The organism is Bacillus marasmi (assembly GCF_902168435.1).
Classification (GTDB): Bacteria; Bacillota; Bacilli; order Bacillales; family Cytobacillaceae; genus Bacillus_BU; species Bacillus_BU marasmi.
In genome coordinates, this window is sequence record NZ_LR656177.1 from 25,929 (window position 1) to 49,276 (window position 23,348).

Below are 23,348 nucleotides of genomic sequence, written 5' to 3' on the forward strand. Positions count from 1 at the left end.
AAGGAGGGAGTTTCATGCAGCTAAACGAACATGAACTCGAGGTGCTTGAAATTCTAGAAAAGGATGATCGAATTTCTGCTTCTGATCTAGCAAAAATGGTAGGAGTTGAAGTGGAAGAGGTTTTGCAAATCATCCAAAAGCTGCAGGACGATAATATTCTTGTTCGCCATACAGCGATTATTGATTGGTCAAAGGTTGAAGGACATGAGGGTGTAACTGCGATGATTGATGTCAAGGTAACACCAAAACGCGGTGTCGGTTTTGATGAAATCGCTGAAAGAATTTATCGATTTAAAGAGGTTAAGTCCCTCTATTTAATGTCAGGTGCTTATGATTTATCTGTGATTATCGAAGGAAAATCAATGAATGATATCGCAAGGTTTGTTTCACAGAAACTGTCCACATTGGATTCTGTACTATCAACGACTACTCACTTTATTTTAAAGAAATACAAACATGACGGAACGATTTTTGAACAAACCGATGATGATAAGCGGATCGTGGTGTCACCGTAATGAAAAAGTCAAATTCTTATATTGCAAAAAACGTTGAAAATATGAAACCCTCTGGGATTCGTCGCTTTTTCGATTTAGCTGCCGGAATGGAAGGGGTTGTGTCACTAGGTGTTGGTGAACCAGACTTCGTTACACCATGGTCCGTTCGGGAAGCAGCGATTCTATCACTTGAAAAGGGTTTTACTTCCTATACAGCAAATGCTGGTTTGCTTGAACTAAGACAACGCATTTCAAAGTATATGAATGATCAATTTCATGTAAAATACAAGCCTGAATCAGAAATTGTTGTGACAGTAGGGGCAAGCCAGGCCATTGATATTGCTTTACGCGCCATTCTTGACCAAGGTGACGAGGTAATTGTTGTTGAACCTTGCTTCGTTTCCTATACTCCACTAGTCGAATTAGCAGGTGGTAAGGCTGTTACGGTTCAAGCGTTAAAGGAAAATGACTTCAAAATCCAAGCAGCACAGCTTGAAGAAGTTGTATCTTATAAAACAAAAGCACTATTCATCTGTTCACCAAATAATCCGACAGGAACGATGCTAAATCGTGAAGACCTAGAGGAGATTGCACTATTTGCTCAAAAGCATGACTTATTAGTGATTACTGATGAAATTTATGCAGAGCTTGTTTACGATGAACAGTACACAAGTATTGCGGCAATTTCCGATATGTGGGAAAGAACCATTTTAATTTCTGGATTTTCTAAAGGGTTTGCGATGACAGGCTGGAGATTAGGGTTTGTTTGTGCGCCAGAGGAAATTTCGCAAGCGATGCTAAAGATTCACCAATATGCGATGATGTGTGCTTCAACTATGGCTCAATATGCAGCGGTTGAAGCGTTGAAGACGGGTGAATCAGATGTGATTGAAATGAGAAAAAGTTATCGTCGCCGTCGTAATTATATTGTGCAATCCTTTAATGAGATGGGCTTAACTTGTCACATCCCAGGAGGGGCATTTTATGCGTTTCCGTCCATCGCCAGTACGGGAATGACTTCACAGGAATTTGCTGAAAGGCTGCTTGCTGAGGAAAAGGTTGCAGTTGTACCAGGTGATGTATTTGGAGCAAGTGGTGAAGGACATATTCGCTGCTCGTATGCAACATCAATGGAACAGCTTCAAGAAGCAGTGCTTCGAATTAAACGATTTATTTCGAATAAAGTGCAAGTTAAGAACTAGCATTTATTGACTAGTTCTAGGGCAAGCGGCTAGTGGCAAAGGGATTGTCCCTAAACTAGCCGCTTGAGCTTTTTTCGGTCATCACTAAATGTTGGTTGTGCTGCGTTTGAAAATAAGCGGAGGAATTCCGGTTATTTTGGAGAAAACCTAATTTTATTAGTAAATAAGGGAAGTATTTCCGCTTATTTCAATAAAATCATGGGATTTAGGCTGTTTTTGAGCAATTAAGCGGAAAATCTCCACTTATTTTTGCTATAAAATATACAATATGAAAATTAAGCGGAAATTCTACTCCTATTCCATCTAATGCCTAAATGAAATCATAAAAAAAGGAGGCGGACTCAGGTGGAGTCTGCCTCAAATCAAAAAGGGGGGAATACTAGAAAGCCTTATGATATAAGGATTTCCGGTTTTTCCCTTTTTATTCATGTATTTAGAAAATTTTCTCATTTAATAATAATATAGCTATTATTTAGTTATTTTCAGGTCATTGATAAACTTATTAATCACTTGTAGGTCTTCATCTTCTACCTCTTTAGCTAATTTTAAGAAGGTTATTGCTTTCTTAGTGCCGATTTCTCTCACCAGTTGCTCCACTTCATGATCAAATCCGCTTGTATGTTGAAAATCCTGTGCCACTAATTCAGAGGCAGGGATGTCTAATACTGTTGAGATATTCAAAATGGTTTGAGTATCTGGTCGTTGTAGCCCCTTTTCATATTTTTCAATTGTATTGGGACCAACTCGGATTTTTCGAGCTAGCTCCTGTTGAGTCATATTAAGCCTTTCTCTGCCCAACCGAATGTTTTGTCCAAGTGTAGCCATCAATATCTCACCTCTTAGTTCATTTTGAATTTTCCTATTTAATTGTAGCAGACATTTCTTCGTGAAAGCGTGAACATTTCGTTAAAGTTTTTAAATTATTAAAAAAGTCAGATAAATTATTAACTTGACAGCGCCAAATCTAGAGAATTAGCTAGGTTTGTTATTTTGATTAGTTGTAAGTACTATGGTATAATTTTATATTGCGTATAATTGGGATAAAATAAATATAATTTTAGGAGTGTTCCTATGTCAGAAACTATTCAAGTTGGAAGTGTTGTGACCGGAAAAGTTACCGGTATTCAACCTTATGGAGCTTTTGTTGCTTTAGATGAACAAACTCAAGGGCTCGTTCATATTTCCGAAATTACACACGGATATGTGAAAAACATTAATGATTATCTTAAAGTAGGTGACGAGGTTAACGTTAAGATTCTTTCAGTCGATAAGGAAGCTGGAAAAATCGGACTTTCTATTCGGGCAACCGAAGCACCACCAGTAGAACAAGCAGAACAGCAATCAAAGCAAAAGAAACAAAAGAAACGTCCAATCACTAATACCAATTTTCCAAGTGAAGGCGAAATTACTGAAGGCTTCAACACGCTAAAAGAAAAACTAAGCGAATGGATCGATCAATCGCAACGAGAAGACCTAATTAATAAATAGGTTTGAAAAAAAGCAAATTGTTGATTGAAGCGGATATCAACAACAGTATATATAATCATTTGTACGGAATCAAAGAGCTAAATTCTACTAGTACATTTAGGTGAATAACCTAAAAACTAGGAAGAAATTGGCTCTTTTTTCTTTTTACAGTCATAATAGAATTAGCTTTTAAACAGACGAGGAGGAAATTGTATGACTAAATCTAAGCAAATCATTCAGCAAACTCAAAGCTTTGGCGCAAACAATTATAACCCCCTACCCATTGTCATTTCAAAAGCAGAAGGAATCTGGGTGTACGACCCGGAAGGAAACAAATATATGGACATGTTAAGTGCCTACTCGGCGGTAAATCAAGGTCATCGCCACCCAAAGATTGTCAAAGCCCTTAAGGATCAAGCTGACCGGGTAACTTTAACATCGCGAGCCTTCCACAATGATCAATTAGGTCCGTGGTATGAAAAGATTTGTACTTTAACGAAAAAAGATATGGCATTACCAATGAATACTGGAGCTGAGGCAGTGGAAACCGCTGTTAAGGCTGCGCGCCGCTGGGCTTATGATGTGAAAGGTGTTGCCGCTGATTCTGCTGAAATAATCGCATGTAGCGGCAATTTCCATGGTCGAACTATGACGGCCGTTTCGCTTTCATCTGAGCCGGAGTACAAGCGAGGCTTTGGACCAATGCTTCCAGGCTTCAATTTAATTCCATACGGCGATATCAAAGCGCTGGAACAAGCGATTACCCCTAATACTGCTGCATTTCTTGTTGAACCAATCCAAGGTGAAGCAGGAATTGTGATACCCCCCGATGGTTTCTTAAAGAAAGCCTATGACCTTTGTAAAGCCAACAATGTTTTATTCATAGCCGATGAAATTCAAGTCGGACTGGGACGGACCGGAAAGATGTTTGCCTGTGAATGGGAAAATGTTGAACCAGATGTTTTTATTTTAGGAAAAGCACTCGGAGGCGGCGTTTTTCCGATTTCCTGTGTCACGGCTAATAAAGAAATATTAGGTGTTTTCAATCCTGGTTCACACGGTTCGACCTTTGGTGGCAATCCACTCGCATGTAGAGTATCAATTGCTGCGTTGGAAGTAATTGAAGAAGAAAATTTAATTGACCGTTCCTTAAAGCTTGGACAATATTTCTTGACGAAACTAACAGAAATTCAGTCACCACTAATTAAAGAAATCAGAGGACGTGGTTTATTTATCGGAGTGGAATTGAATACTTCTGCGCGAAAATACTGTGAGTCATTGAAGGAAGAGGGCTTGCTGTGTAAGGAAACTCATGATACCGTCATTCGCTTTGCTCCACCGCTAATCATTACCGAAACAGAATTGGATTGGGCAGTTGAACGGATTAAAAAAGTACTGTGCTAATTCGTAAATTGTGGAGGTAAATACGAAAATAGGTCGAATCAAATATGTTACATGCAAGTCAAGCAAGGAAATAGTTCATAATAACATGGTGAGGATGGTGAAGTAATTGGATAATTTTTCATTCTTGAATCCAACAAAGCTTATTTTTGGAAAGGACCAGTTAGCACGTTTAACTCAGGAGATTCCTCAATACGGTAGCAAAATTCTACTCGTTTATGGTGGAGGCAGCATTAAAAAAAGTGGTCTCTATGATAAAACATTGTCCCTGCTTCAGCAAATCGAGGCAACTGTTTTTGAGCTTAGTGGAGTCGAACCTAATCCAAGAATTACCACTGTCCGTAAAGGTGTGGAAATCTGTAAGGCGGAAGGGATTGAATTCTTGCTCGCAATAGGCGGTGGAAGTGTTATAGATTGCACGAAGGCGATTGCAGCAGGTGCGAAGTATGAAGGAGATGCTTGGGATATCATTATGAAGAAAGCTCAAGTCACTGCAGCATTGCCATTTGGTACCGTGTTGACCTTAGCGGCGACAGGCTCAGAGATGAATGGAAATTCAGTCATCACAAATTGGGAAACTCAAGAGAAATATGGCTGGGGCAGTCCGTATATTTATCCTAAATTCTCCATTTTAGATCCTGTTCATACTTTTACCGTACCTAAAAATCAAACAATATATGGGATTGTCGATATGATGTCCCATGTCTTAGAGCATTATTTCCACCTAACAGACGAAACTTTGCTGCAGGACAGAATGTGCGAATCGCTTCTACTCACTGTCATTGAAACAGCACCAAAGCTGTTGGAGGACCTCGAAAGCTATGATCATCGTTCAACCATTTTGTACTGTGGAACGATGGCATTAAACGGAATATTGAATATGGGTTACCGTGGTGATTGGGCAACTCACAATCTCGAGCATGCGGTATCGGCGGTTTATGACATTCCACATGGTGGTGGCTTGGCCATACTGTTCCCGAATTGGATGAAACATACGCTCAAGGTGAAGCCGGAACGCTTTGCGCAGCTTGCCGTTCGGGTATTTGGAGTTGATGATAATGGAAAATCAAGCGAGGAAGTTGGATTAGCTGGAATTGAGAAGCTTCGCGAATTTTGGAATAGCATCGGAGCACCGGCTCAATTAGCGGATTATGACATTGATGACAGCAAACTGGAATTAATGGCAGATCGAGCGATGGCGAACGGGGAGTTTGGCAACTTTAAAAGATTAAATCGTGAAGATGTTTTGACAATATATCAGGCATCCTTGTAAAATTTTACAATCCTCATGTAGAAACTTATTTATTTCTGTAGAATAATGTAAAAATGTTTTCACAATGGAAACGCTTAATATTCCAGAGAGATATTGATTATCACCACATCATTCGTTAAAGTGTAATGGAATATACAGAAAACGGAGGCTCATACATGACACATGTGCGTTTTGATTACTCAAAAGCTCTTCAATTTTTTGGTGAGCATGAGGTTACATACTTAAGAGATTTCATCAAGCTTGCACACCATTCTCTCCATGAGCAAACTGGAGCTGGTAATGACTTTTTAGGATGGATCGACCTTCCTGCAAATTATGATAAGGAAGAGTTTGCGAGGATTCAAAAGTCGGCTGAGAAAATCAAACAGGATTCCGACGTGCTACTAGTAGTCGGAATTGGAGGATCATATTTAGGGGCTCGCGCTGCAATTGAAATGTTAAATCACAGCTTCTACAATGCTCTTCCAAAGGAAAAACGCGAAACCCCACAAGTTATTTTCGTAGGAAATAATATAAGTTCAACCTATATGAGAGATGTGATGGACCTGCTTGATGGCAAGGATTTCTCCATCAACGTAATCTCTAAATCTGGTACGACGACAGAGCCAGCAATCGCCTTTAGAATTTTCCGCAAGCTGCTTGAGGAAAAGTACGGTGTTGAAGGTGCACGCGGCCGCATTTATGCGACGACTGATAAAGCGAGAGGCGCTTTAAAAACTCTTGCAACAGAAGAAGGCTACGAATCATTCATCATTCCTGATGATGTCGGTGGACGTTATTCAGTTCTAACGGCTGTAGGATTATTGCCAATCGCAGCGAGCGGTGCTGATATTGAAGCGATGATGAAGGGTGCGGCGCAAGCTCGTGAGGATTTTGGAAAATCTGAATTAGAAGAAAATCTAGCATATCAATATGCAGCTGTTCGTAATGTTTTATACAACAAAGGCAAAACGATTGAAATGCTGATTAACTACGAACCAGGTCTTCAATATTTTTCTGAGTGGTGGAAACAATTATTTGGCGAAAGTGAAGGGAAGGACCAAAAGGGAATTTTTCCTGCATCTGCTAACTTCTCAACTGACCTTCATTCGTTAGGACAATATGTTCAAGAAGGCCGTCGTGATTTATTTGAAACCATTATTAAAGTGGACAAGCCTCGCCATGAATTAACAATTGAAGCGGCAGATAGCGATTTAGATGGCTTGAACTATTTAGCTGGACAAACTGTTGACTTTGTTAATAACAAGGCATTTGAAGGTACAATGCTCGCTCATACTGATGGTGGTGTGCCGAACCTAATTGTTTCAATTCCAGCAATGGATGAATATACATTTGGTTATTTGGCATATTTCTTTGAAAAAGCTTGCGCAATCAGCGGTTATTTATTAGGAGTGAATCCGTTTGATCAGCCTGGTGTTGAGGCGTATAAAGTAAACATGTTTGCGCTACTTGGAAAACCTGGCTTTGAGGAAAAGAAAGCTGAATTAGAAAAACGTTTAAAATAATCTACTTAATTGCTTCCGCTTTTCAAAAAATATCCCGGAGATGCTCCGGGTTATTTTTTTTGTTTCGTGAAAAACTAATAGCAAAACATTTGAAAGGGCGGTAGCTGATTATGATTGAACTACCATCACAACTAGAGGGGCAACACTTTGACCTATATAAGCTAGAGCAAATTTTAAAACCGATGGGCTATAGTATCGGAGGGAATTGGGATTATGATCACGGTGCGTTTGACTATAAAATGAGTGAAAGAGATGGATATTTATATTTAAGGCTCCCGTTTAGAGCGGTTGATGGCCAGTTGGATTCAAGGAATTGTACTGTTGAATTAGGTCGACCGTATTTGTTAAATCATGTGTACCAAGAAGGCTTGGATGACCATGCTCATGTCGATAATGGCTCGGCGTTATTCAATCAATTCCAGGAGCCAGTTGATGAGGATGGAGAAATACCAGCAAATATTCAAGAGGTTGGTAAAACGATTGTTCAAAACCTAGAAACTATCCTCAAATAAACATCGAAATGATTAAGTTCATTACGGGTGAAGAGAGAAGTGGAGGATTAACGTTTTGGTCCTCCTTCCTCTTCGTTCACTTGAAGGCTTTTTAGCATGACGGAGCTCAGTAGCAAGTTAGCTTGAATAATTTCATCTGCACCTGCACGTTGGGCGTTTGAAACTTGATCGGCTGTAAGAATTTCGGCAATGCATTTCATTTCCGGACTCACGCCCTTAATCGCTAGCAAAGTAAGAATTGTATGCATATCTGCCTGAAATTCATCTTTATTTTGATCAGCCGTAATGACTACTCTAGATGCATGACTAATATTTGCCTGCAACAACGTTTCGTCTGAGTTTGCTCTACCTTTTATAAAATGAACATTGTCGAGCTTACGTGGACGAGATTCCAACGTCTCATCGATTAAGACGATTTCCGCATTAGGATTTTCCTTAGTAATCGCAGCAATCATATTACGTGAACGTTCATTCCATCCAATAATGATTAAATGACTCATCCCCTTGAAAACCCGCTTTCCTTCTAAAAATTCATTATGGCGCGTGACCGCTTCAGTTGTAAGATTAGCAAAATAGATCGTTAACAGGCTCGCACCAATAAAGATCAACAGCATACCGACGATGCGTCCGGGGATTGTTTTTGGTGTATAGTCGCCATAGCCAACTGTGGATGCAGTCACGATTGCCCACCAAATTCCATCAAAAACTGTTGGGAAATGCTCCGGTTCTATTAAGTGGATGATGACCCCAAACAAAACCATCGTAAAGCAAGCAATTAATAAAAATCGCAACACTAAAGGCAGCTTTCGAAATCGTGTATATATAAGCTTCCCCATCAATCCACCTCAATTACTGCAATCTATTTTTCAGTATGACCTAAAATAGAAAGCTAAATCAGAAATAATAGATAATTCTTTACAGTGTTTCTTATTAGGGCTATGATTATTTTGTGATAAGAAAATATGTTACTACTAGGGGTGCCCGGATAGGGCTGAGACGAAAACGAATGCTGTTTTTAAACCCTTTGGACCTGATCTGGATGATACCAGCGTAGGAAAGTAGTGTGAAATATTACTAGATGATTTTCACTTACTCAAGTCAGGTTCGGTAACGAATCTGGCTTTTTTGTTTGCAGGTTATTACTGTTGATTTCCGCTGTAGGCACTGCACTCCAATCAACAGGACAAATAACATGAAACTTATTTTTAATCAAGCCCTATTATTAAGGAGGAGACATGAATGAATACAGAAAAAGTAGCATCATTGTTGGCGAAGGTTAGGGAAGAGAATCCGTTGGTACATAATATTACAAATGTTGTGGTGACTAATTTTACCGCGAACGGTTTATTGTCACTTGGCGCATCACCAGTGATGGCAGATAGCCGAAAAGAAGTAGCTGATATGGCGAAAATCGCCAAAGCTGTTGTGATCAATATTGGCACACTCAATGAACGAACAGTTGAGGCCATGCACTTGGCTGGGAAATCAGCGAATCAGCATGGAGTCCCCGTCTTGTTGGATCCAGTCGGCGCTGGGGCAACGCCTTTTAGAACAGATGTAACACAAAAATTAATCAGCGAGATTCAATTTACTGCGATTAGAGGAAACGCAGCTGAAATCGCTAATGTTGCCGGTGAAAATTGGACGGTAAAAGGGGTCGATGCCGGAGCATCACAAGGAAACGTGAGTGAACTCGTAAAGAAAACAGCTCAAAATCTTAATACCGTTGTGATTGCGACAGGCAAAGAGGATATCGTGTCAGATGGCGTGACAACATACGCAATCGCAAATGGTCATCCTATTTTAACTAAAGTAACAGGAACTGGTTGCTTATTAACCTCTGTGATTGGTGCTTTTATTGCCGTTTCTGATAATACACTCGAGGGCTGCGCGGCAGCGTTAACGGTGTACGGAGTCGCTGCAGAGCTTGCCGCTGAAAAGACTGCGAGCGAGGGACCAGGCAGCTTCCAAATTGAGTTCTTAAACCAATTAAACAAAATATCAAAATATGAAATTTTAGAGTTTAGCAGAATAGAAAAATTTTAACAGGGAGGAAATGCGAAATGGAAACGAGAAAAGCATTAACAATTGCCGGTTCTGACAGTGGGGGCGGTGCAGGAATTCAAGCAGATTTAAAAACGTTCCAGGAGCTCGGTGTGTTTGGTATGTCTGCCTTAACAGCCGTAACGGCCCAAAACACTTTAGGGGTACACGGAGTTTATCCATTAAGTGCAGATGCGGTCGCCAGCCAAATCGATGCAATCGGTACAGATATGGGGACGAACGCCTTAAAGACTGGAATGCTGTTTAATGCCGAAATTATCGAAATGGTTGCAGCAAAAATCAAGCAGTATCAATGGACAAATCTTGTGGTTGATCCGGTCATGATTGCCAAAGGTGGAGCATCATTATTACAAAATGAAGCTGTTGTCGCGCTGAAGGAGCATCTGCTGCCACTTTCGATGATCATTACTCCGAATCTTCCAGAAGCAGAAGTCATTACCGGGATGACTATCAAAACATTAGCAGAAAAACAAGCTGCAGCAATGAAACTAGTTGACCTCGGAGCGAAGCATGTGGTCTTAAAAGGTGGACATGACGAAGCAACGGATGAAGCTGTGGATGTTTTTTATGATGGCACTGAATTTTCCTATTTTACAAGCAAGAGGATTAACACGAAAAACACTCATGGAACAGGCTGTACCTTCTCTGCCGCACTTGCTGCTAGCTTGGCAAAGGGGAAAACGGTGAAGGAAGCAGTAGCAATTGCTAAGGCGTTTATTCAGGCGGCAATCGAGGAAGACCTCCATATTGGCGCAGGACATGGACCGACAAATCATTGGGCATACAACCAGCGCGGGGCAAGCAAATTGTAGTCGAGTTTGGAGTGTTAACACAATAAGGGAGTTGTCAATTTGTGAGTAGATTAAGTCGTGAACGTATTATAGAGCTGTTACCGTTGTATTTTATTGCCGGTAGCATTAATTGTCCTAAGTCACCAGGGGAAGTGGTGGCGGAAGCAATTAGTGGAGGGGTTACACTGTTTCAATTTCGCGAGAAGGGCAATGGAGCACTGACTGGTTCGGAGAAGAAGGCGTTGGCTATTGAGCTCCAACAAATTTGTCAGGCTCATAACGTGCCATTCTTGATTAATGATGATGTCGATTTAGCGCTTGAGCTTGATGCTGATGGGGTACATATCGGACAGGAAGATGAGAGCGTCGAAAGTGTCCGTGCACGGATTGGTGACAAAATTCTTGGTGTCTCTGCTCATACAATCGAAGAGGCGGAGCTAGCCATTAGCCAAGGAGCGGATTATTTGGGCATCGGGCCGGTTTATCCGACGAAAACTAAGGAAGATGCGCGTGAAGCAGCAGGTTTCACCTTAATTCAAGAGTTGAGAAACATGGGAAATCCAATTCCAATTGTCGGAATCGGTGGGATTAATAGGGAAAATTGTGCAGCGGTGGTTGCAGCAGGGGCAAACGGGGTTTCAGTCATCTCAGCAATAAGCAACGCACCAAACGTAACCGAAGCAGCACAACAAATCAATGCAGCGATTAAAGGGAAATCATAATAGAAATAAATGAAAAAGGACGAGTTGGATTCTAGCAAATGAGAATCCGCTCGTCTTTTTATTTGTTATAGGTATTTGGAAAAAACTGCATAAAAATTACCAAAAATGAACACAATATCCTAAAATCGGTTAGTATGCTAAGGTGTGTCAATCATGATTACATTTATTTATTTGATCATTATGTCGATGATGATTGGTGGAATCATTGTCATTGACATTTTTTTAATGAAAAAATCTTTCCAGGAAATGTTTATATTCACCATTTCTTTAGAAGGCGGAACAAATCGTTGGTGGATTGTGCTTGGCTTAGGGATTGGGCTTGCTACGGCAATGTTCACGGATTTTAAGGAGCATAAGAAAAAGCTTCAAAAAGGTCAAGAAAATGGACAATAACAAGAATGAAACACTATCAATTTTACAACTGTCTATCTTAATTTATGTCTTTCTAACCGGCTCGGCAGTTGTCGTCGGAATTGGAGGTGAGGCTAAGCAGGATGCTTGGATTGCGATAGGGATTTCGACAATTATTGGTATGTTATTGTTTCGATTTTACCTTTGGCTCCTTGAAAGCTCGAATCAGAAAAGCTTCTTCTCGTTATTGGAAGCGTCCTTTGGTAAATGGCTTGGGAAAAGTGTCATTTTCCTATATATTTTATACTTTTTTTATATTGCCTCACGAGTGCTACGTGACTTTGGAGAGCTTTTGGTCACGACGATTTATCGGAGTACACCAATTGAGATTGTCATTATCCTGTTGATATTGACCGTTGCTTATATATTAATAAAAGGAATTGAGGTGCTTGGTCGTACCGCTGAAATTTTTATTCCTTATACAATGTTCTTTATTGCTTTTACGGGGTTAGGGGTTTTGATTTCGGGTGAATTTCATTTAATGAATCTTGAGCCTGTTTTGGGTGATGGTATGAAGCCTATTATTAACACGATATTTCCTAATTTAATAGGTTTTCCTTTTGGGGAATTGATTGTGGTTCTTTTGTTATTATCAAAACTCACTTTCAAAAAAAAACTTAATAAAACGTCGCTCTGGGTAGTTGTCATAGGGGGGCTAACGCTTGTTTATGTTTCTATTATCCAAATTGGTGTGTTAGGGGTTTCTATTAGAGATCGGGCGAGTTTTCCATTATTAACAGCAGCCAGGGAAATATCTTTATTGAATTTTATTGAACGGGTTGATTTGATTATTGTGTTTACGGTTATGTTTGGAATTATCGTGAAGGTTTCACTTTTCTTTTACGGCGGTTTAATCGGAATGGAACACATTTTTAACATTCCGTATCGTAAGCTGGTATTTCCATTTTCAATGCAGATCGCCTTTTACTCAATCTTAATTAGTCCAAACATGGCAGAACACATAGATGAGGGCTTGGTGGTTGTACCGTATTATCTTCATATGCCACTTCAAATAGGCATCCCATGTCTATTAGGTATCGTATTAATAACAAAAAAGAGATTGCAAAAATGATTTTTTATTGATAGGTGAGAATATGAAGCCAGTCCAAACCGAGTCCATTTCACAAATACAGTTAGTCGTATTGATTATCCTGTTTAATTCGGGCAGCACCATCATCTTGAATATTGGAGAGGAAGCGAAAAATAATGCATGGATCGCCATCCTGATTGCAAGTTGGATTGGCGTGTTCATCATGCTTTTTCATTTTCGTATCATGAATTTTTTTCCCCAAAAGAATCTATATGAAATGTTTGATGCTGGTTTTGGTAAATTACTGGGTCGCATTGTTGGGATGGGCTATATTTTATATTTTTTCTTAAGTGCGGGGCTGTCAGTAAGAAATTTAGGGGAATTGATGGTCAATACCATTTTTCCGAGTACGCCAATTGAGGTTTTTATGATTACGATGATCCTTACTAGTGTCTATATTATTTACCACGGCATTGAGGTACTAGGGAGATCTGCGGAAATATTTTTCCCTTATTGTATCGTTTTTCTGCTATTTATTGGTATGGCCTTGCTATTTTCGGGTCAATTGTTAGTTCGACATTTGGAACCTTTCTTAGGAGATGGCTTAACACCTATTCTCAGAGCGATTTTTCCCTTTCATATCACTTTGCCGTTTGGTGAAATAGTTGCACTAATGGTGTTTATTCCGCAGATGGCTACGCAGAAAAAAGCGGTGAAATGGGGGATAATTGCAGTTTTATTAAGTGGTGCGATACTTTGTTATTCATCTTTGCTTCAAATTTTGACGCTTGGTCCATTAAAGGAGCGTACAAATTTTCCGCTTTTGTCAGCTGCAAATGAAATTTCGTTATTAAATTTTATCGAGCGAATCGATCTTTTGATTGTGTTTATTATGCTGCTTGGGATATTGGTGAGAGCCACCATCTTTTTTTATGCTGGTGTAAAGGGGCTAGAGCATCTTTTTTCAATCCCTTATCGGAGCATGCTCATTCCGATGGCTATATTAGTGGCATTTTCAGGAATGTTGATAGGAACAACGTATATTGAATATAAAGATTATGGGAAAAGCCTTTCCTATGTCATGCTGCTTTTTCATTATTTTTTTCCATGTCTATTGTTTGTAACGGGCTATTGGAGCCAGCGTAAAAAGGGAGGTAGCAAATATGAAGTTTTTTAGAAAAAAACTATCAAAGCTGTTCCCACAAGCCAAGCAATGGGGAAACGAACAAATCGAGGTTGAAGCATCATCAATCTCAAGTCAATTGGATAGTAATGTTCAAATGCTTACGGATATCTTTGGGACAACAAGTGATTTAGAAGTCCAAGATATTTTCATGGCACAAACTAAAGGAGTCCTTATTTATTTAAAAAGCATGGTCGATGTGAATGAGGTTAGTAATAAAATCCTCTCACCGTTATCGCAGCTCAATCAAACGGAAAGCCAGGCAAATAACGACTTGGACTTTGAGGAGGTGCGCCAAAAAATTTGGTCTGGATTGCCTTTCCATGCAAAAGAGGATTATCAGGCAATTGCTACAGACGTGCTAAATGGATTTGTTCTCATCATGGCCAATCGAAATGATCAGGCGTATTTATTTTCAATCGGTAATTCAGAGTACCGTTCGATTAATGAGCCAACCACCCAAACGGTAATTCGAGGGCCGAAGGATAGTTTCAATGAGTCGCTTCAAACAGGGCTCACCTTGATTAGGAGAAGAATTAAAAATCCACGTTTGCAATTTGAAGAGCTGACAATTGGTACAGAGTCGCGTACAACGATAGCGATAGGCTACATGAAAGGTGTTGTGGATGAAGGAATTGTTACTGAGGTCAGGAAGCGAATCCAAGCGGTTAATATGAATGCGGTATTTGACTCAGGTCAGCTTGATGAAGCGATTGCCGATGAAACGTTTACGACGTTTCCACTTATCTTTAATACGGAGCGCCCGGATGTCGTTGCGGCGGGACTCATTGAGGGAAAGGTTGCCATCCTTGTCGATGGGAGCCCGTTTGTATTACTGGCTCCAACCGTATTGACTGATTTTTTTCAAAGTCCTGAGGATTATTATCATTCCTTTTTCATTGGTTCTTTTATGAGAATCGTCCGTTACGTTTCTTTTATGGTGGCGATGGTATTCCCATCATTGTATGTTGCTTTAGTTACTTATCATCATGAATTAATTCCTACAGATTTGCTGATAAGCTTGCAAGCGCAGCGCCAAGGCGTACCTTTTCCAGCTGTAATTGAAATTATCGTGATGGAATTTACGTTTGAGGTGCTAAGGGAAGCTGGGGTGCGTATGCCTCGAGCCGTCGGGCAAACGGTTTCGATTGTTGGTGCACTTGTTCTAGGTCAGGCTGTCGTAGAAGCTGGCTTGGTTTCAAATGTGTTAGTCATTGTTGTAGCTTTTACAGCAATTGCTTCGTTTGTATCGCCTATCTATAATTTCTCCACACCAACAAGGCTACTTAGATTTTTGTTTATTTTAGCAGCATCAGTAATGGGGTTGTACGGGGTGTTATTGTCACTCGTTCTGATGGTTGCTCATTTAGTCAGTCTTCGCTCGTTTGGTGTTCCATATTTAGCACCAGTTGCTCCAATAATTATAGAGGATCAAGGGGATGTGTTTATTCGACTCCCCAATTGGGCTGATATTAGAAAACCTTCTTATTTGAAAAGTAAATCATTTAGTAAAGGAAAAATCCATAAGCCGGCACCGCCAAATAAGGGGGGAGGGGGATGAAGTGGGCTAAGAGTTGCATGCTCATCCTCTTAATCCCGTTTTTGTTAAGCGGCTGCTGGGATAAAATTGAATTAAATGATATTGGTATTATTACGGGAATCGCTGTGGAAAAAGGGGAGAAACATAAATATAAGTATACAGTTAGCAGTGTAAATGCATCAGAGCTCTCGAAAACAACAGCGATGGGGAATACGTCGAATATCACTTTTTCTCTCGAGGGAAATTCAATCTCGGAATTAGCGAGAAAAATGAATGTAGCAATGTCCAGACGTTTAATCTACTCACATACCCGTGTGTTGATTATTGATAAAGAACTTGCTGAAGAAGGAATTGTTGGATTTCTCGATTTTCTTGAACGAAGTGGTGAATTCCGTAATGATTTTAATATTTTAATTGCCGAGGGTGCAAAAGCATCGGATGTGTTAAGAATGACATATCCAATTCATAGAGATCCTTCGCTTAAGCTTCATAGTCAATTAGATGCCTTGCTTGAGGATTGGGGGGGAGATCCAAATGTACGTTTGACCGATTTTATTATTGCGATAACTTCAAAGGGAATCAACCCCGTATGTGCAGTTGTCACGATTAAGGGTGATCCGAAAAAAGGAAAGACGGTTGAGAATAATAAAAGTAATCAGTTAGATGCCATCTTGGTCATTAACGGTTTAGCCATTTTTAAACTAGATAAATTGATTGGTACGCTTCCGATTGAGGATACCCGAAATTATCTGTGGACACAGGATTTGAAACGGACGAATATTACGGTTGAATGCGGTGAAGATGAAAACAATAAAAAGCTTTACAATGATATTCAAATTGTTTCTAGCGCATCTAATTTGAGTTCGAGTTTCCACAAAGGTAAGGCTGATTTAAAGGTGCAAATAACCGGTGAAGCTAAGCTGTTAGGTACCCAATGTCAGGAGCCGCTTAAAGATTTAAAAACATATAAGAAGTATGAAAGCGATATGAACGAATTAATTGTTGAATCTGTGACGAATATGATTAAAACAGTTCAAGAGGAATATAAAACAGATGTGTTTGGATTTGGTGAATACTTAAACCGGAAACAGCATAAAGCCTTTGAAAAAATCGCGGATGATTGGGAAGAGTATTTTACAAATGCCAGTGTTAAGGTTGAGTCTAATCTATTTATTAGAAGAACCGGCGTCCGCAATAACAGCTTTATTACAGAAATTGAGGAAATAAAAAAGAAGGAAAGAGAAAAAGAGTAGTCGATTTCAATGAATGACAAATGAAATCAGGCTACTCTTTTGTTATTTTTAATAAAGCCTTTGAGGATTAATTTACTAATTCACCAATTTGCTCAATGACTTCCTCGCCAATATTGAGCAGCAGTTGAACGCCCTCTTCAAAATTCTGCTTCCATTTTGGACTTTCCTCAACAATCATTTCTTCAATTTCTTTGGCCTTCTGTTTTACTTCTGCAGCCTTTTCCTTAATGACTCTTTCAGTCTCATCCTTTTCAGCAAGCTTAGTATTCATTGATACAGTTTCAAATTCATCTTGATTAATATAAGGCAGTGACTGCTCAATGATGGCCCGGAAAATCGGCACGACTGTATCGGAACTGCTATTTGGCAAATAATGCTCTCGATCCGTTAGGTCATAACCGAGCCAAACAGCGCCGACGATAGTTGGCGTATAGCCAACAAACCATTGGTCCTTTGTCCCGTTGATATCTGGATACGGAAGCTGAGTTGAGCCAGTTTTTCCAGCAATTTGAACGTTTTCTAGCTTGGTGCGTTGACCGGTTCCAGTTTCGACAACATTAAGTAGCATTGAGGTCATGTCGTTTGCTACTTGCTTGGAGGTAACCTTCTTAGTTTTACCCTTTCGTTCGGCAATCACTTTTCCAGTTGGTCCGACTATTTTAGTGATAAAATGACTATCGGTCCGCTTACCTTTATTAGCAAATGCAGAATATGCTTCCGCTAATTGTTGCGGGGAAATCCCTTTATGCATCCCACCAAGGGCAATCGCTAAATGTTCATCTTGTTTTTCGTAAGGAATCCCAAATCGTTTTAGGGCATTAAGACCTTTGTCAACTCCGATTCTATCTAATAGCCAAACAGCAGGGAGATTCACAGAGTTTTCAACAGCCTGATACATCGGGATTTCTCCTTGATAAGTCCGCGATGCATTTTCAGGCTGGTACGTTCCAAAGGGTAGCTGCTGATCCACGAGCATCGAAGTTGATTTATATCCTTCCTCCAGTGCCGGTGTATAGACGGCCAACGGCTTTAACGTTGAGCCAGGCTGGGCTTTTAACTGCGTAGCACGATTAAAGCCGCGGAACACGGTGTCGCCTCTTCCGCCAACAACTGCTCGAATTCCACCAGATTGTGGATCGAGTAGGATACCGCCGCTTTGCACAAGCACCGTTTGGTCCTGACTTTTAGGGAAAAGGGAGTTATTTGCATAAACCTTTTCCAGTGTTGCTTGGAGATTTTGGTCCATTTCCGTATAAATATGGTAGCCTCGAGTGAAGATTTCTTCCTGAGTCAATCCGTATTTATTGATGGCTTCATTTAAAACAGAATCTACGTAATAAGGATATGACCTTTCAATAAAGCTACCACCGCCATCCTGGAGCATGATTTGCTCGTTTTTAGCAGTGTTATAGTCTTCAGCTGAAATCATCCCTAATTCCTTCATTTTCTTAAGCACGACATTACGGCGCTCCATCGACCGATCGTAATTTTTATAAGGATCAAGCGCAGAAGGTGATTGGAGTACACCGGCCAGCATTGCTGCTTCACTAAGCGTTACCTGGTCGATTGTTTTATTAAAATATTTCTTTGAGGCAGAGCGAATTCCCCAGGCACCACTGCCAAAATAAACCTGATTTAAGTACATCTGAAGGATTTCGTCCTTCTCGTAGTGCTTTTCAATTTCGATGGCTAAAAATAGTTCCTCTAGCTTTCGTTTATACGTTTGTTCCGGTGAAAGCAAAGCGTTTTTCGTTAATTGTTGTGTTAACGTACTTCCACCACCCGTAATTTCAAGGGCAAATAGATTTCGGAAAAAGGCCCGAGCAATCCCCTTTATATCAAAACCATTATGCTCATAAAATCGTTCATCTTCAATTGCGACTACTGCATTTTTAACATGAACCGGGAGCTCTTCGACGGTAATCCCCTTTGTCCGATTCGTCGATATGGTACTGGCGGTGTCCCCGTCCTTATCGTAAATAATCGTCGCTTGATTTAAGCCGTCCTTCAAGGATTGGACATTGGCTCTACTTGCCATAAAAGCAAAAAATGATATGGTGACTAAAATAAAAACCAAAACTAGCAATAGAATAATCTTTGTTAGATGATGCTTTTTCCAGAAGTGCACAATTGCGTCACGCCAAGATAGAATAAGCTGCTGCATACGCGTTCTCCATACTTCCTTTTCATAATATGATACTAGTAATCTATTCCATTCATTTTACTCTCATATGTACGCAATTGGCAAAGAAAAAATGCAACGCATTAACGCAGTGGGGGACTGTCCCCCACTGCGTTAATGCGTTGGTGTGTTTTGTTATTTACTAGTGTCTAGCTACAGCGCCTTGGGGCTCGGCTTGTGCCTGTCGCCCGTGAGCAAGGCGCTTCCGCTTTTCTATTTTAGTTGTTCCCAGTCGCTGTATTGGCCGGTGCCGTTGCAGCCGGGGCAGTCATATGGATTGGTGTAATAGACAAATTCGTTTACCGGAAAAGTATGATAGCCCTTGCCATTACAGTCTGGACATTTATTTTGGCTCTTCATATTGGAAAGATGGTTTTCATAACGGGATTCCTTCCATTGATGATAAGCATCTATTAAACCCATGGCCTCACCTCAATTTTTCTTTTATAGTATGATAATCAAATGGAATATTTATACTGCGCATCCCAACGCTTTCAATTATTATCATTAGTAAATCAAAATATAATAAGATAAAATAAGTTTTGTTGAATAGATGTTATATGAAGATGATGATAACAAATGAGAAGAGGACAATTATGAGTCAACAAATAGCAAAAAAATCAGCTCAGCAAGAAAATGTTAAAGAGAAAATTTGGACGAAGGATTTTGTGTTAATTTGTTTGGCAAACTTTTTTATTTTTCTAGGCTTTCAAATGACTCTCCCAACCATTCCACTATTTGTGGAGAAGCTTGGTGGAAATGATCAAATGATTGGCTTTGTCGTTGGTATATTCACCTTTTCTGCGCTACTGTTACGTCCTTTCGCCGGGCACGCCCTGGAATCAAAGGGAAGGGGCTTTGTATATTTAACCGGACTCGCCATCTTTGTCCTTTCAGTTGCAACTTACGGTTTTGCTACTGGCATAATATTTTTATTAGTACTGCGGATTATCCAAGGGGCTGGCTGGGGATTTTCAACAACGGCTTCGGGAACGATTGCAACCGATTTAATACCGCCGAAGCGCCGTGGCGAAGGCATGGGCTTTTATGGACTATCAGGGAATATAGCGATGGCTTTCGGACCATCATTAGGGCTGGCACTCGTAGGGACGATTAGCTTTAAGCAGCTATTTTTCATATGTGCCGCACTAGGATTAACTGCACTACTATTAGCAGCAAACATTAAATATAAAAAGGGTGAAAAACCCATCCATCCGCATCCTGCAACAGGAACCGGGACAAAGAAGCGGCCCGATTTTTTTGAAAAAACAGCGCTACCACCGTCATTATTAATCTTTTTCAGCACAGTAACCTTCGGAGGGATTGCCACTTTCCTTCCATTGTATACAACGCAAAAGGACATTCCTGGAATTCAATGGTACTTTCTCCTCTATGCGATAGCCTTAATGCTTACGAGGACATTTGCCGGCCAAATTTATGACCGCAAAGGCCATAAGGCTGTGTACATTCCCGGAACCGTGCTCATCATGATCGCCATGCTACTATTAATGTGGCTTCCAAACAGCTTGATTTTATACACAGCTGCCATCCTATATGGATTAGGCTTCGGTACGATTCAGCCCGCATTGCAAGCCTGGTCAGTCGCCCAAGCTCCACCGCATCGAAAAGGGATGGCCAATGCAACCTTCTTTTCATTTTTCGATTTAGGAATTGGAATCGGCGCGATGCTATTTGGCTTAATCAGTCAACAGTTCGGCTACGACAGCATTTATTTAACCTCAGCCATCTCAGTCATGATATCGATTTTACTGTATCTTATTATGATTACAAAAAAACGTGAGGCTTAATATAATGAAGAAAAATGTCCTTTCCGAATTTCGGAAGGGCATTTTTTTTGAAAAATAAAGATTATCTTTGGCTCGTAATGGAGAATGACCCATATAACTCCATTTTTTGTTACATTGCTGAAATAGTTTGTTAAGATGAATCCAGATTTTGCATATGAGGGTTATTGCTGTCAATTTTAAAAAAATGGAAAATACTGCATTAACCTGCTTCAACTCTATTAAAATATGACTTTTTTAAGTCGTTTTTTATGTTCCATTTTTTGGATACTGCATTCAAATATTACAGATGTTAGCCTTTTAGTAGAGCAAGACAACAAGATTACTAGGAGGTTTCACCAATATGAAAAACTTTAAGAAGTTAATTTTTACATCTGTACTATCATTATCAGTATCTATGTTTGCAATAAATGGAGAATCAGAGGCTGCTGGAACTCATGTTGTTCAACCAGATGAAAGCTTTTATAAAATAGGAGTAAAATACGGTTTACCAGTTATGGCAATAAAACAGGCAAATAACCAAACTAGCGACATGATTTATCCAGGCCAAAGCTTAAATCTTCCTGATTCAACTGTTTCAGCTGCGGATAAGGAACTCATGGCACAATTAGTCCACGCTGAAGCAAAAGGTGAACCATATGCCGGGAAGGTAGCTGTAGCGACAGTTATTTTAAACCGAGTTGATCATGCGGAATTCCCTAACACAATTAGAGATGTTATCTATCAGCAATCAAGCAGTGGAAGCTACGCCTTCACACCTGTAAAAACAGGCTCAATTAATCAGCCTGCGGATGACGAAGCGCGTAAAGCTGTAAACGAGGCGTTGGCATTCAGGGGACAAGGAAATGGCTCAGTTTATTTCTATAATCCTAATACAGCTGTTAGTCAGTGGATCTTCTCACGTGAAGTAACCGTAACAATTGGAAACCACAGATTTGCGAAGTAATTATATAAAAAGCGAAAGCGGCTTGCCTAGTGGCAAGCCGCTTTTACATATTAGCTATATTGTGGACGTAATTTAGAACGTTTGTTAACGTGCTGCTCTGCACTTAATGCTGCAATCGCTCCATCAGCTGCGGAAAGGACCGCTTGCTTGATTGGCGTTCTACGTGCATCACCGCCGGCAAACACACCGTCAACATTAGTGCGTAAATAATCATCAACGATAATATACCCTTCGTCATCACGATTAACGGCATCCTTCAAGAAGTCTGTACCAGGCATCATACCACCTAAGTATAAGAACACGCCGTCAACATCCCAAGTTTGTTGGGCTTTTTGATCATCAAGGATAACAATTTTCTCAACGCTATCAGTACCTTGGATTTCTTTTAAACGATAGCGCTTGTAAATTTCCACATTCGGCTTGCTTTCTAATACTGACAGGTCAGCATCACCTTTCACTTGTGCAAGTGGGATTAATAGCTTAACTGTTTTACAATATTTAGAAAGGACTTCAGCTTCGTGAATCGCTTCTTCGTTATCACCGACAACAGCGACAACGCGATCTTGATAGAACGCTGCATCGCAAGTTGAGCAATAACTAACGCCACGACCTGTAAATTCTTCTTCACCAGTAATTTTGCTAGAAGGAGCTTTTGCACCAACACCGATAAACACACTCTTCGCTTGGATGGTACCTTCAGCAATGTTAATTTTCTTAATTTCTTCTGTAAAATCAACAGAGAGAACGTTTGAGCGTACGAATTCTGCGCCAAAATCCTTCGCTTGAGCTTGCATGCGTGTTAAAAGCTCTAAGCCTGTTAATTCTTCACGAACACCAGGGTAGTTAGCAATTTTGTGAGTAATCGCTAGTGTACCTGCTTTAGGAGCTTTGTCGATGACAAGCGTTTTTAGTTTTCCACGAGCCGCATACACTGCAGCAGATGCTCCAGCTGGGCCTCCACCGATTGTCACTAAGTCGTACACTTCATTTAACACATCAGCTGTAACCGGCTTGAAAATACCATCAGAGTCAGCAGCAGTTTCTTCCTTTTCTGGAGCAGCGTCAGCCTTAGCCTTAGCTGCGTTTTGTGCAGCAGCAGCGGCTGCTTGCTCATCTGTAATTCCTAGAAGTCTTTTTAGTTTTTTCTCCTGGAAACCAAGGACAAGCTTGTCGTTGATCAGTGTAGCAGGAGTACCCATAATTTTTCTTTCTCTTAATTGATCGAAATATTCCTTATGGATTGATGCATTACGTTCTTCATATTCAAAGCCCCAATCTTTAAGAGCGGCTTTCACTTTTTCACAATGTGGGCAGCCCGTGCTGCTGTATACGATAATTTCAGGTTTTGACATAGATAATTCCTCCTAACCTTATGTAAGGGTTATTTTTCTTCCGTAGTGTAAAAATAATGCTTTGATAATAGAAGTAATTAGTCTTGAAACACAATTACCTTAAATCGTAACTCCTTAGCGGTTGTTATGAAATAATCTTATTATAGTTGATAATTAAAGTCAATACTTATTAATAATTATTATAAATAAGAACTCCAAATCTGGACAAAAAGGTC

22 protein-coding genes and 1 riboswitch are annotated in these 23,348 nt (G+C 40.1%); of the genes, 17 read left to right on the forward strand and 5 right to left on the reverse strand.

Annotation, left to right across the window (positions count from 1 at the left end):
- Positions 1 to 14: 14 nt before the first annotated feature.
- On the forward strand, positions 15 to 515 hold the full coding sequence (locus FXW34_RS17390; protein WP_147535328.1) for an Lrp/AsnC family transcriptional regulator: 501 nt from the start codon (positions 15 to 17) through the stop codon (positions 513 to 515).
- Complete coding sequence (locus tag FXW34_RS17395; protein ID WP_147535329.1) at positions 515 to 1,696, forward strand: aminotransferase; 1,182 nt, start codon at positions 515 to 517, stop codon at positions 1,694 to 1,696. The genes FXW34_RS17390 and FXW34_RS17395 overlap by 1 nt, the downstream gene beginning before the upstream one ends.
- Positions 1,697 to 2,164: 468 nt before the next feature.
- Here the strand turns inward: FXW34_RS17395 and FXW34_RS17400 are convergent, their stop codons facing one another.
- Positions 2,165 to 2,521, reverse strand: a complete 357-nt coding sequence (locus FXW34_RS17400) for a helix-turn-helix domain-containing protein (protein ID WP_147535330.1) — start codon at positions 2,519 to 2,521, stop codon at positions 2,165 to 2,167.
- 246 nt (positions 2,522 to 2,767) lie between these two features.
- On the opposite strand from FXW34_RS17400, the gene yugI reads away from it, so the two are divergent.
- The 5 genes from yugI (at position 2,768) to FXW34_RS17425 (ending at position 7,854) form a co-directional block, all read left to right on the forward strand.
- The gene (gene yugI, locus FXW34_RS17405; RefSeq protein ID WP_147535331.1) at positions 2,768 to 3,184 is read left to right on the forward strand and encodes a S1 domain-containing post-transcriptional regulator GSP13; all 417 of its coding nucleotides are present in this window, start codon (positions 2,768 to 2,770) and stop codon (positions 3,182 to 3,184) included.
- Between the two features lie 192 nt (positions 3,185 to 3,376).
- Positions 3,377 to 4,567 (forward strand): ornithine--oxo-acid transaminase, encoded by a 1,191-nt coding sequence (locus FXW34_RS17410; protein ID WP_147535332.1) that lies wholly within the window; start codon positions 3,377 to 3,379, stop codon positions 4,565 to 4,567.
- A gap of 106 nt (positions 4,568 to 4,673) precedes the next feature.
- A complete protein-coding gene (locus FXW34_RS17415; protein WP_147535333.1) occupies positions 4,674 to 5,837 on the forward strand; it encodes an iron-containing alcohol dehydrogenase in 1,164 nt (387 codons plus the stop codon).
- Positions 5,838 to 5,992: 155 nt separating this feature from the next.
- On the forward strand, positions 5,993 to 7,342 hold the full coding sequence (locus FXW34_RS17420; RefSeq protein WP_147535334.1) for a glucose-6-phosphate isomerase: 1,350 nt from the start codon (positions 5,993 to 5,995) through the stop codon (positions 7,340 to 7,342).
- A gap of 110 nt (positions 7,343 to 7,452) precedes the next feature.
- Positions 7,453 to 7,854, forward strand: coding sequence for a YugN-like family protein (locus tag FXW34_RS17425; protein ID WP_147535335.1), 402 nt, complete (start codon positions 7,453 to 7,455; stop codon positions 7,852 to 7,854).
- Between the two features lie 47 nt (positions 7,855 to 7,901).
- Here FXW34_RS17425 and FXW34_RS17430 read toward each other — a convergent pair whose 3' ends face one another.
- The gene (locus tag FXW34_RS17430; RefSeq protein ID WP_147535336.1) at positions 7,902 to 8,690 is read right to left on the reverse strand and encodes an ion channel; all 789 of its coding nucleotides are present in this window, start codon (positions 8,688 to 8,690) and stop codon (positions 7,902 to 7,904) included.
- A 127-nt stretch (positions 8,691 to 8,817) separates the two neighbouring features.
- A riboswitch (TPP riboswitch) is annotated at positions 8,818 to 8,928 on the forward strand.
- Between the two features lie 165 nt (positions 8,929 to 9,093).
- On the opposite strand from FXW34_RS17430, the gene thiM reads away from it, so the two are divergent.
- The 8 genes from thiM (at position 9,094) to FXW34_RS17470 (ending at position 16,848) form a co-directional block, all read left to right on the forward strand.
- Positions 9,094 to 9,900: a hydroxyethylthiazole kinase gene (gene thiM, locus FXW34_RS17435; protein ID WP_147535337.1), complete on the forward strand. Its 807-nt coding sequence runs from the start codon at positions 9,094 to 9,096 to the stop codon at positions 9,898 to 9,900.
- Between the two features lie 17 nt (positions 9,901 to 9,917).
- Entirely contained in the window at positions 9,918 to 10,730 is an 813-nt protein-coding gene (gene thiD / locus FXW34_RS17440) for a bifunctional hydroxymethylpyrimidine kinase/phosphomethylpyrimidine kinase (protein ID WP_147535338.1), read from the forward strand.
- Between the two features lie 41 nt (positions 10,731 to 10,771).
- Positions 10,772 to 11,431 (forward strand): thiamine phosphate synthase, encoded by a 660-nt coding sequence (gene thiE / locus FXW34_RS17445; protein ID WP_147535339.1) that lies wholly within the window; start codon positions 10,772 to 10,774, stop codon positions 11,429 to 11,431.
- A gap of 153 nt (positions 11,432 to 11,584) precedes the next feature.
- Positions 11,585 to 11,824 carry a hypothetical protein gene (locus FXW34_RS17450; protein ID WP_147535340.1) on the forward strand — a complete coding sequence of 80 codons (240 nt, stop codon included), beginning with the start codon at positions 11,585 to 11,587 and terminating at the stop codon, positions 11,822 to 11,824.
- The gene (locus FXW34_RS17455; RefSeq protein WP_147535341.1) at positions 11,814 to 12,914 is read left to right on the forward strand and encodes a GerAB/ArcD/ProY family transporter; all 1,101 of its coding nucleotides are present in this window, start codon (positions 11,814 to 11,816) and stop codon (positions 12,912 to 12,914) included. The genes FXW34_RS17450 and FXW34_RS17455 overlap by 11 nt, the downstream gene beginning before the upstream one ends.
- A gap of 22 nt (positions 12,915 to 12,936) precedes the next feature.
- Positions 12,937 to 14,049 (forward strand): GerAB/ArcD/ProY family transporter, encoded by a 1,113-nt coding sequence (locus tag FXW34_RS17460; RefSeq protein ID WP_147535342.1) that lies wholly within the window; start codon positions 12,937 to 12,939, stop codon positions 14,047 to 14,049.
- Complete coding sequence (locus FXW34_RS17465) at positions 14,036 to 15,616, forward strand: spore germination protein (RefSeq protein ID WP_246141149.1); 1,581 nt, start codon at positions 14,036 to 14,038, stop codon at positions 15,614 to 15,616. The genes FXW34_RS17460 and FXW34_RS17465 overlap by 14 nt, the downstream gene beginning before the upstream one ends.
- Positions 15,613 to 16,848 (forward strand): Ger(x)C family spore germination protein, encoded by a 1,236-nt coding sequence (locus FXW34_RS17470; RefSeq protein WP_147535343.1) that lies wholly within the window; start codon positions 15,613 to 15,615, stop codon positions 16,846 to 16,848. Before FXW34_RS17465 ends, FXW34_RS17470 begins: the two co-directional genes overlap by 4 nt.
- A 67-nt stretch (positions 16,849 to 16,915) precedes the next feature.
- Here the strand turns inward: FXW34_RS17470 and FXW34_RS17475 are convergent, their stop codons facing one another.
- Both FXW34_RS17475 and FXW34_RS17480 read right to left on the reverse strand, forming a co-directional pair.
- A complete protein-coding gene (locus FXW34_RS17475; RefSeq protein ID WP_147535344.1) occupies positions 16,916 to 19,012 on the reverse strand; it encodes a transglycosylase domain-containing protein in 2,097 nt (698 codons plus the stop codon).
- A 231-nt stretch (positions 19,013 to 19,243) separates the two neighbouring features.
- Positions 19,244 to 19,453: a methionine aminopeptidase gene (locus FXW34_RS17480; RefSeq protein WP_147535345.1), complete on the reverse strand. Its 210-nt coding sequence runs from the start codon at positions 19,451 to 19,453 to the stop codon at positions 19,244 to 19,246.
- 173 nt (positions 19,454 to 19,626) lie between these two features.
- Here FXW34_RS17480 and FXW34_RS17485 point away from each other — a divergent pair, with 173 nt between their 5' ends.
- Complete coding sequence (locus FXW34_RS17485) at positions 19,627 to 20,838, forward strand: MFS transporter (RefSeq protein ID WP_147535346.1); 1,212 nt, start codon at positions 19,627 to 19,629, stop codon at positions 20,836 to 20,838.
- A gap of 340 nt (positions 20,839 to 21,178) precedes the next feature.
- Positions 21,179 to 21,781, forward strand: coding sequence for a cell wall hydrolase (locus tag FXW34_RS17490; protein ID WP_147535347.1), 603 nt, complete (start codon positions 21,179 to 21,181; stop codon positions 21,779 to 21,781).
- Between the two features lie 50 nt (positions 21,782 to 21,831).
- Here the strand turns inward: FXW34_RS17490 and FXW34_RS17495 are convergent, their stop codons facing one another.
- A complete protein-coding gene (locus FXW34_RS17495; RefSeq protein ID WP_147535348.1) occupies positions 21,832 to 23,133 on the reverse strand; it encodes an FAD-dependent oxidoreductase in 1,302 nt (433 codons plus the stop codon).
- Between the last annotated feature and the right edge of the window lie 215 nt (positions 23,134 to 23,348).

What these genes read in the sequence shown, in the direction of transcription:
- FXW34_RS17390 (WP_147535328.1), top strand. Translation starts at nt 15, where the DNA reads ATGCAGCTAAACGAACATGAACTCGAGGTGCTTGAAATTCTAGAAAAG.
- FXW34_RS17395 (WP_147535329.1), top strand. Translation starts at nt 515, where the DNA reads ATGAAAAAGTCAAATTCTTATATTGCAAAAAACGTTGAAAATATGAAA.
- FXW34_RS17400 (WP_147535330.1), bottom strand. Translation starts at nt 2,521, where the DNA reads ATGGCTACACTTGGACAAAACATTCGGTTGGGCAGAGAAAGGCTTAAT.
- yugI (WP_147535331.1), top strand. Translation starts at nt 2,768, where the DNA reads ATGTCAGAAACTATTCAAGTTGGAAGTGTTGTGACCGGAAAAGTTACC.
- FXW34_RS17410 (WP_147535332.1), top strand. Translation starts at nt 3,377, where the DNA reads ATGACTAAATCTAAGCAAATCATTCAGCAAACTCAAAGCTTTGGCGCA.
- FXW34_RS17420 (WP_147535334.1), top strand. Translation starts at nt 5,993, where the DNA reads ATGACACATGTGCGTTTTGATTACTCAAAAGCTCTTCAATTTTTTGGT.
- FXW34_RS17425 (WP_147535335.1), top strand. Translation starts at nt 7,453, where the DNA reads ATGATTGAACTACCATCACAACTAGAGGGGCAACACTTTGACCTATAT.
- FXW34_RS17430 (WP_147535336.1), bottom strand. Translation starts at nt 8,690, where the DNA reads ATGGGGAAGCTTATATATACACGATTTCGAAAGCTGCCTTTAGTGTTG.
- thiM (WP_147535337.1), top strand. Translation starts at nt 9,094, where the DNA reads ATGAATACAGAAAAAGTAGCATCATTGTTGGCGAAGGTTAGGGAAGAG.
- thiD (WP_147535338.1), top strand. Translation starts at nt 9,918, where the DNA reads ATGGAAACGAGAAAAGCATTAACAATTGCCGGTTCTGACAGTGGGGGC.
- FXW34_RS17450 (WP_147535340.1), top strand. Translation starts at nt 11,585, where the DNA reads ATGATTACATTTATTTATTTGATCATTATGTCGATGATGATTGGTGGA.
- FXW34_RS17455 (WP_147535341.1), top strand. Translation starts at nt 11,814, where the DNA reads ATGGACAATAACAAGAATGAAACACTATCAATTTTACAACTGTCTATC.
- FXW34_RS17460 (WP_147535342.1), top strand. Translation starts at nt 12,937, where the DNA reads ATGAAGCCAGTCCAAACCGAGTCCATTTCACAAATACAGTTAGTCGTA.
- FXW34_RS17465 (WP_246141149.1), top strand. Translation starts at nt 14,036, where the DNA reads ATGAAGTTTTTTAGAAAAAAACTATCAAAGCTGTTCCCACAAGCCAAG.
- FXW34_RS17470 (WP_147535343.1), top strand. Translation starts at nt 15,613, where the DNA reads ATGAAGTGGGCTAAGAGTTGCATGCTCATCCTCTTAATCCCGTTTTTG.
- FXW34_RS17475 (WP_147535344.1), bottom strand. Translation starts at nt 19,012, where the DNA reads ATGCAGCAGCTTATTCTATCTTGGCGTGACGCAATTGTGCACTTCTGG.
- FXW34_RS17480 (WP_147535345.1), bottom strand. Translation starts at nt 19,453, where the DNA reads ATGGGTTTAATAGATGCTTATCATCAATGGAAGGAATCCCGTTATGAA.
- FXW34_RS17485 (WP_147535346.1), top strand. Translation starts at nt 19,627, where the DNA reads ATGAGTCAACAAATAGCAAAAAAATCAGCTCAGCAAGAAAATGTTAAA.
- FXW34_RS17490 (WP_147535347.1), top strand. Translation starts at nt 21,179, where the DNA reads ATGAAAAACTTTAAGAAGTTAATTTTTACATCTGTACTATCATTATCA.
- FXW34_RS17495 (WP_147535348.1), bottom strand. Translation starts at nt 23,133, where the DNA reads ATGTCAAAACCTGAAATTATCGTATACAGCAGCACGGGCTGCCCACAT.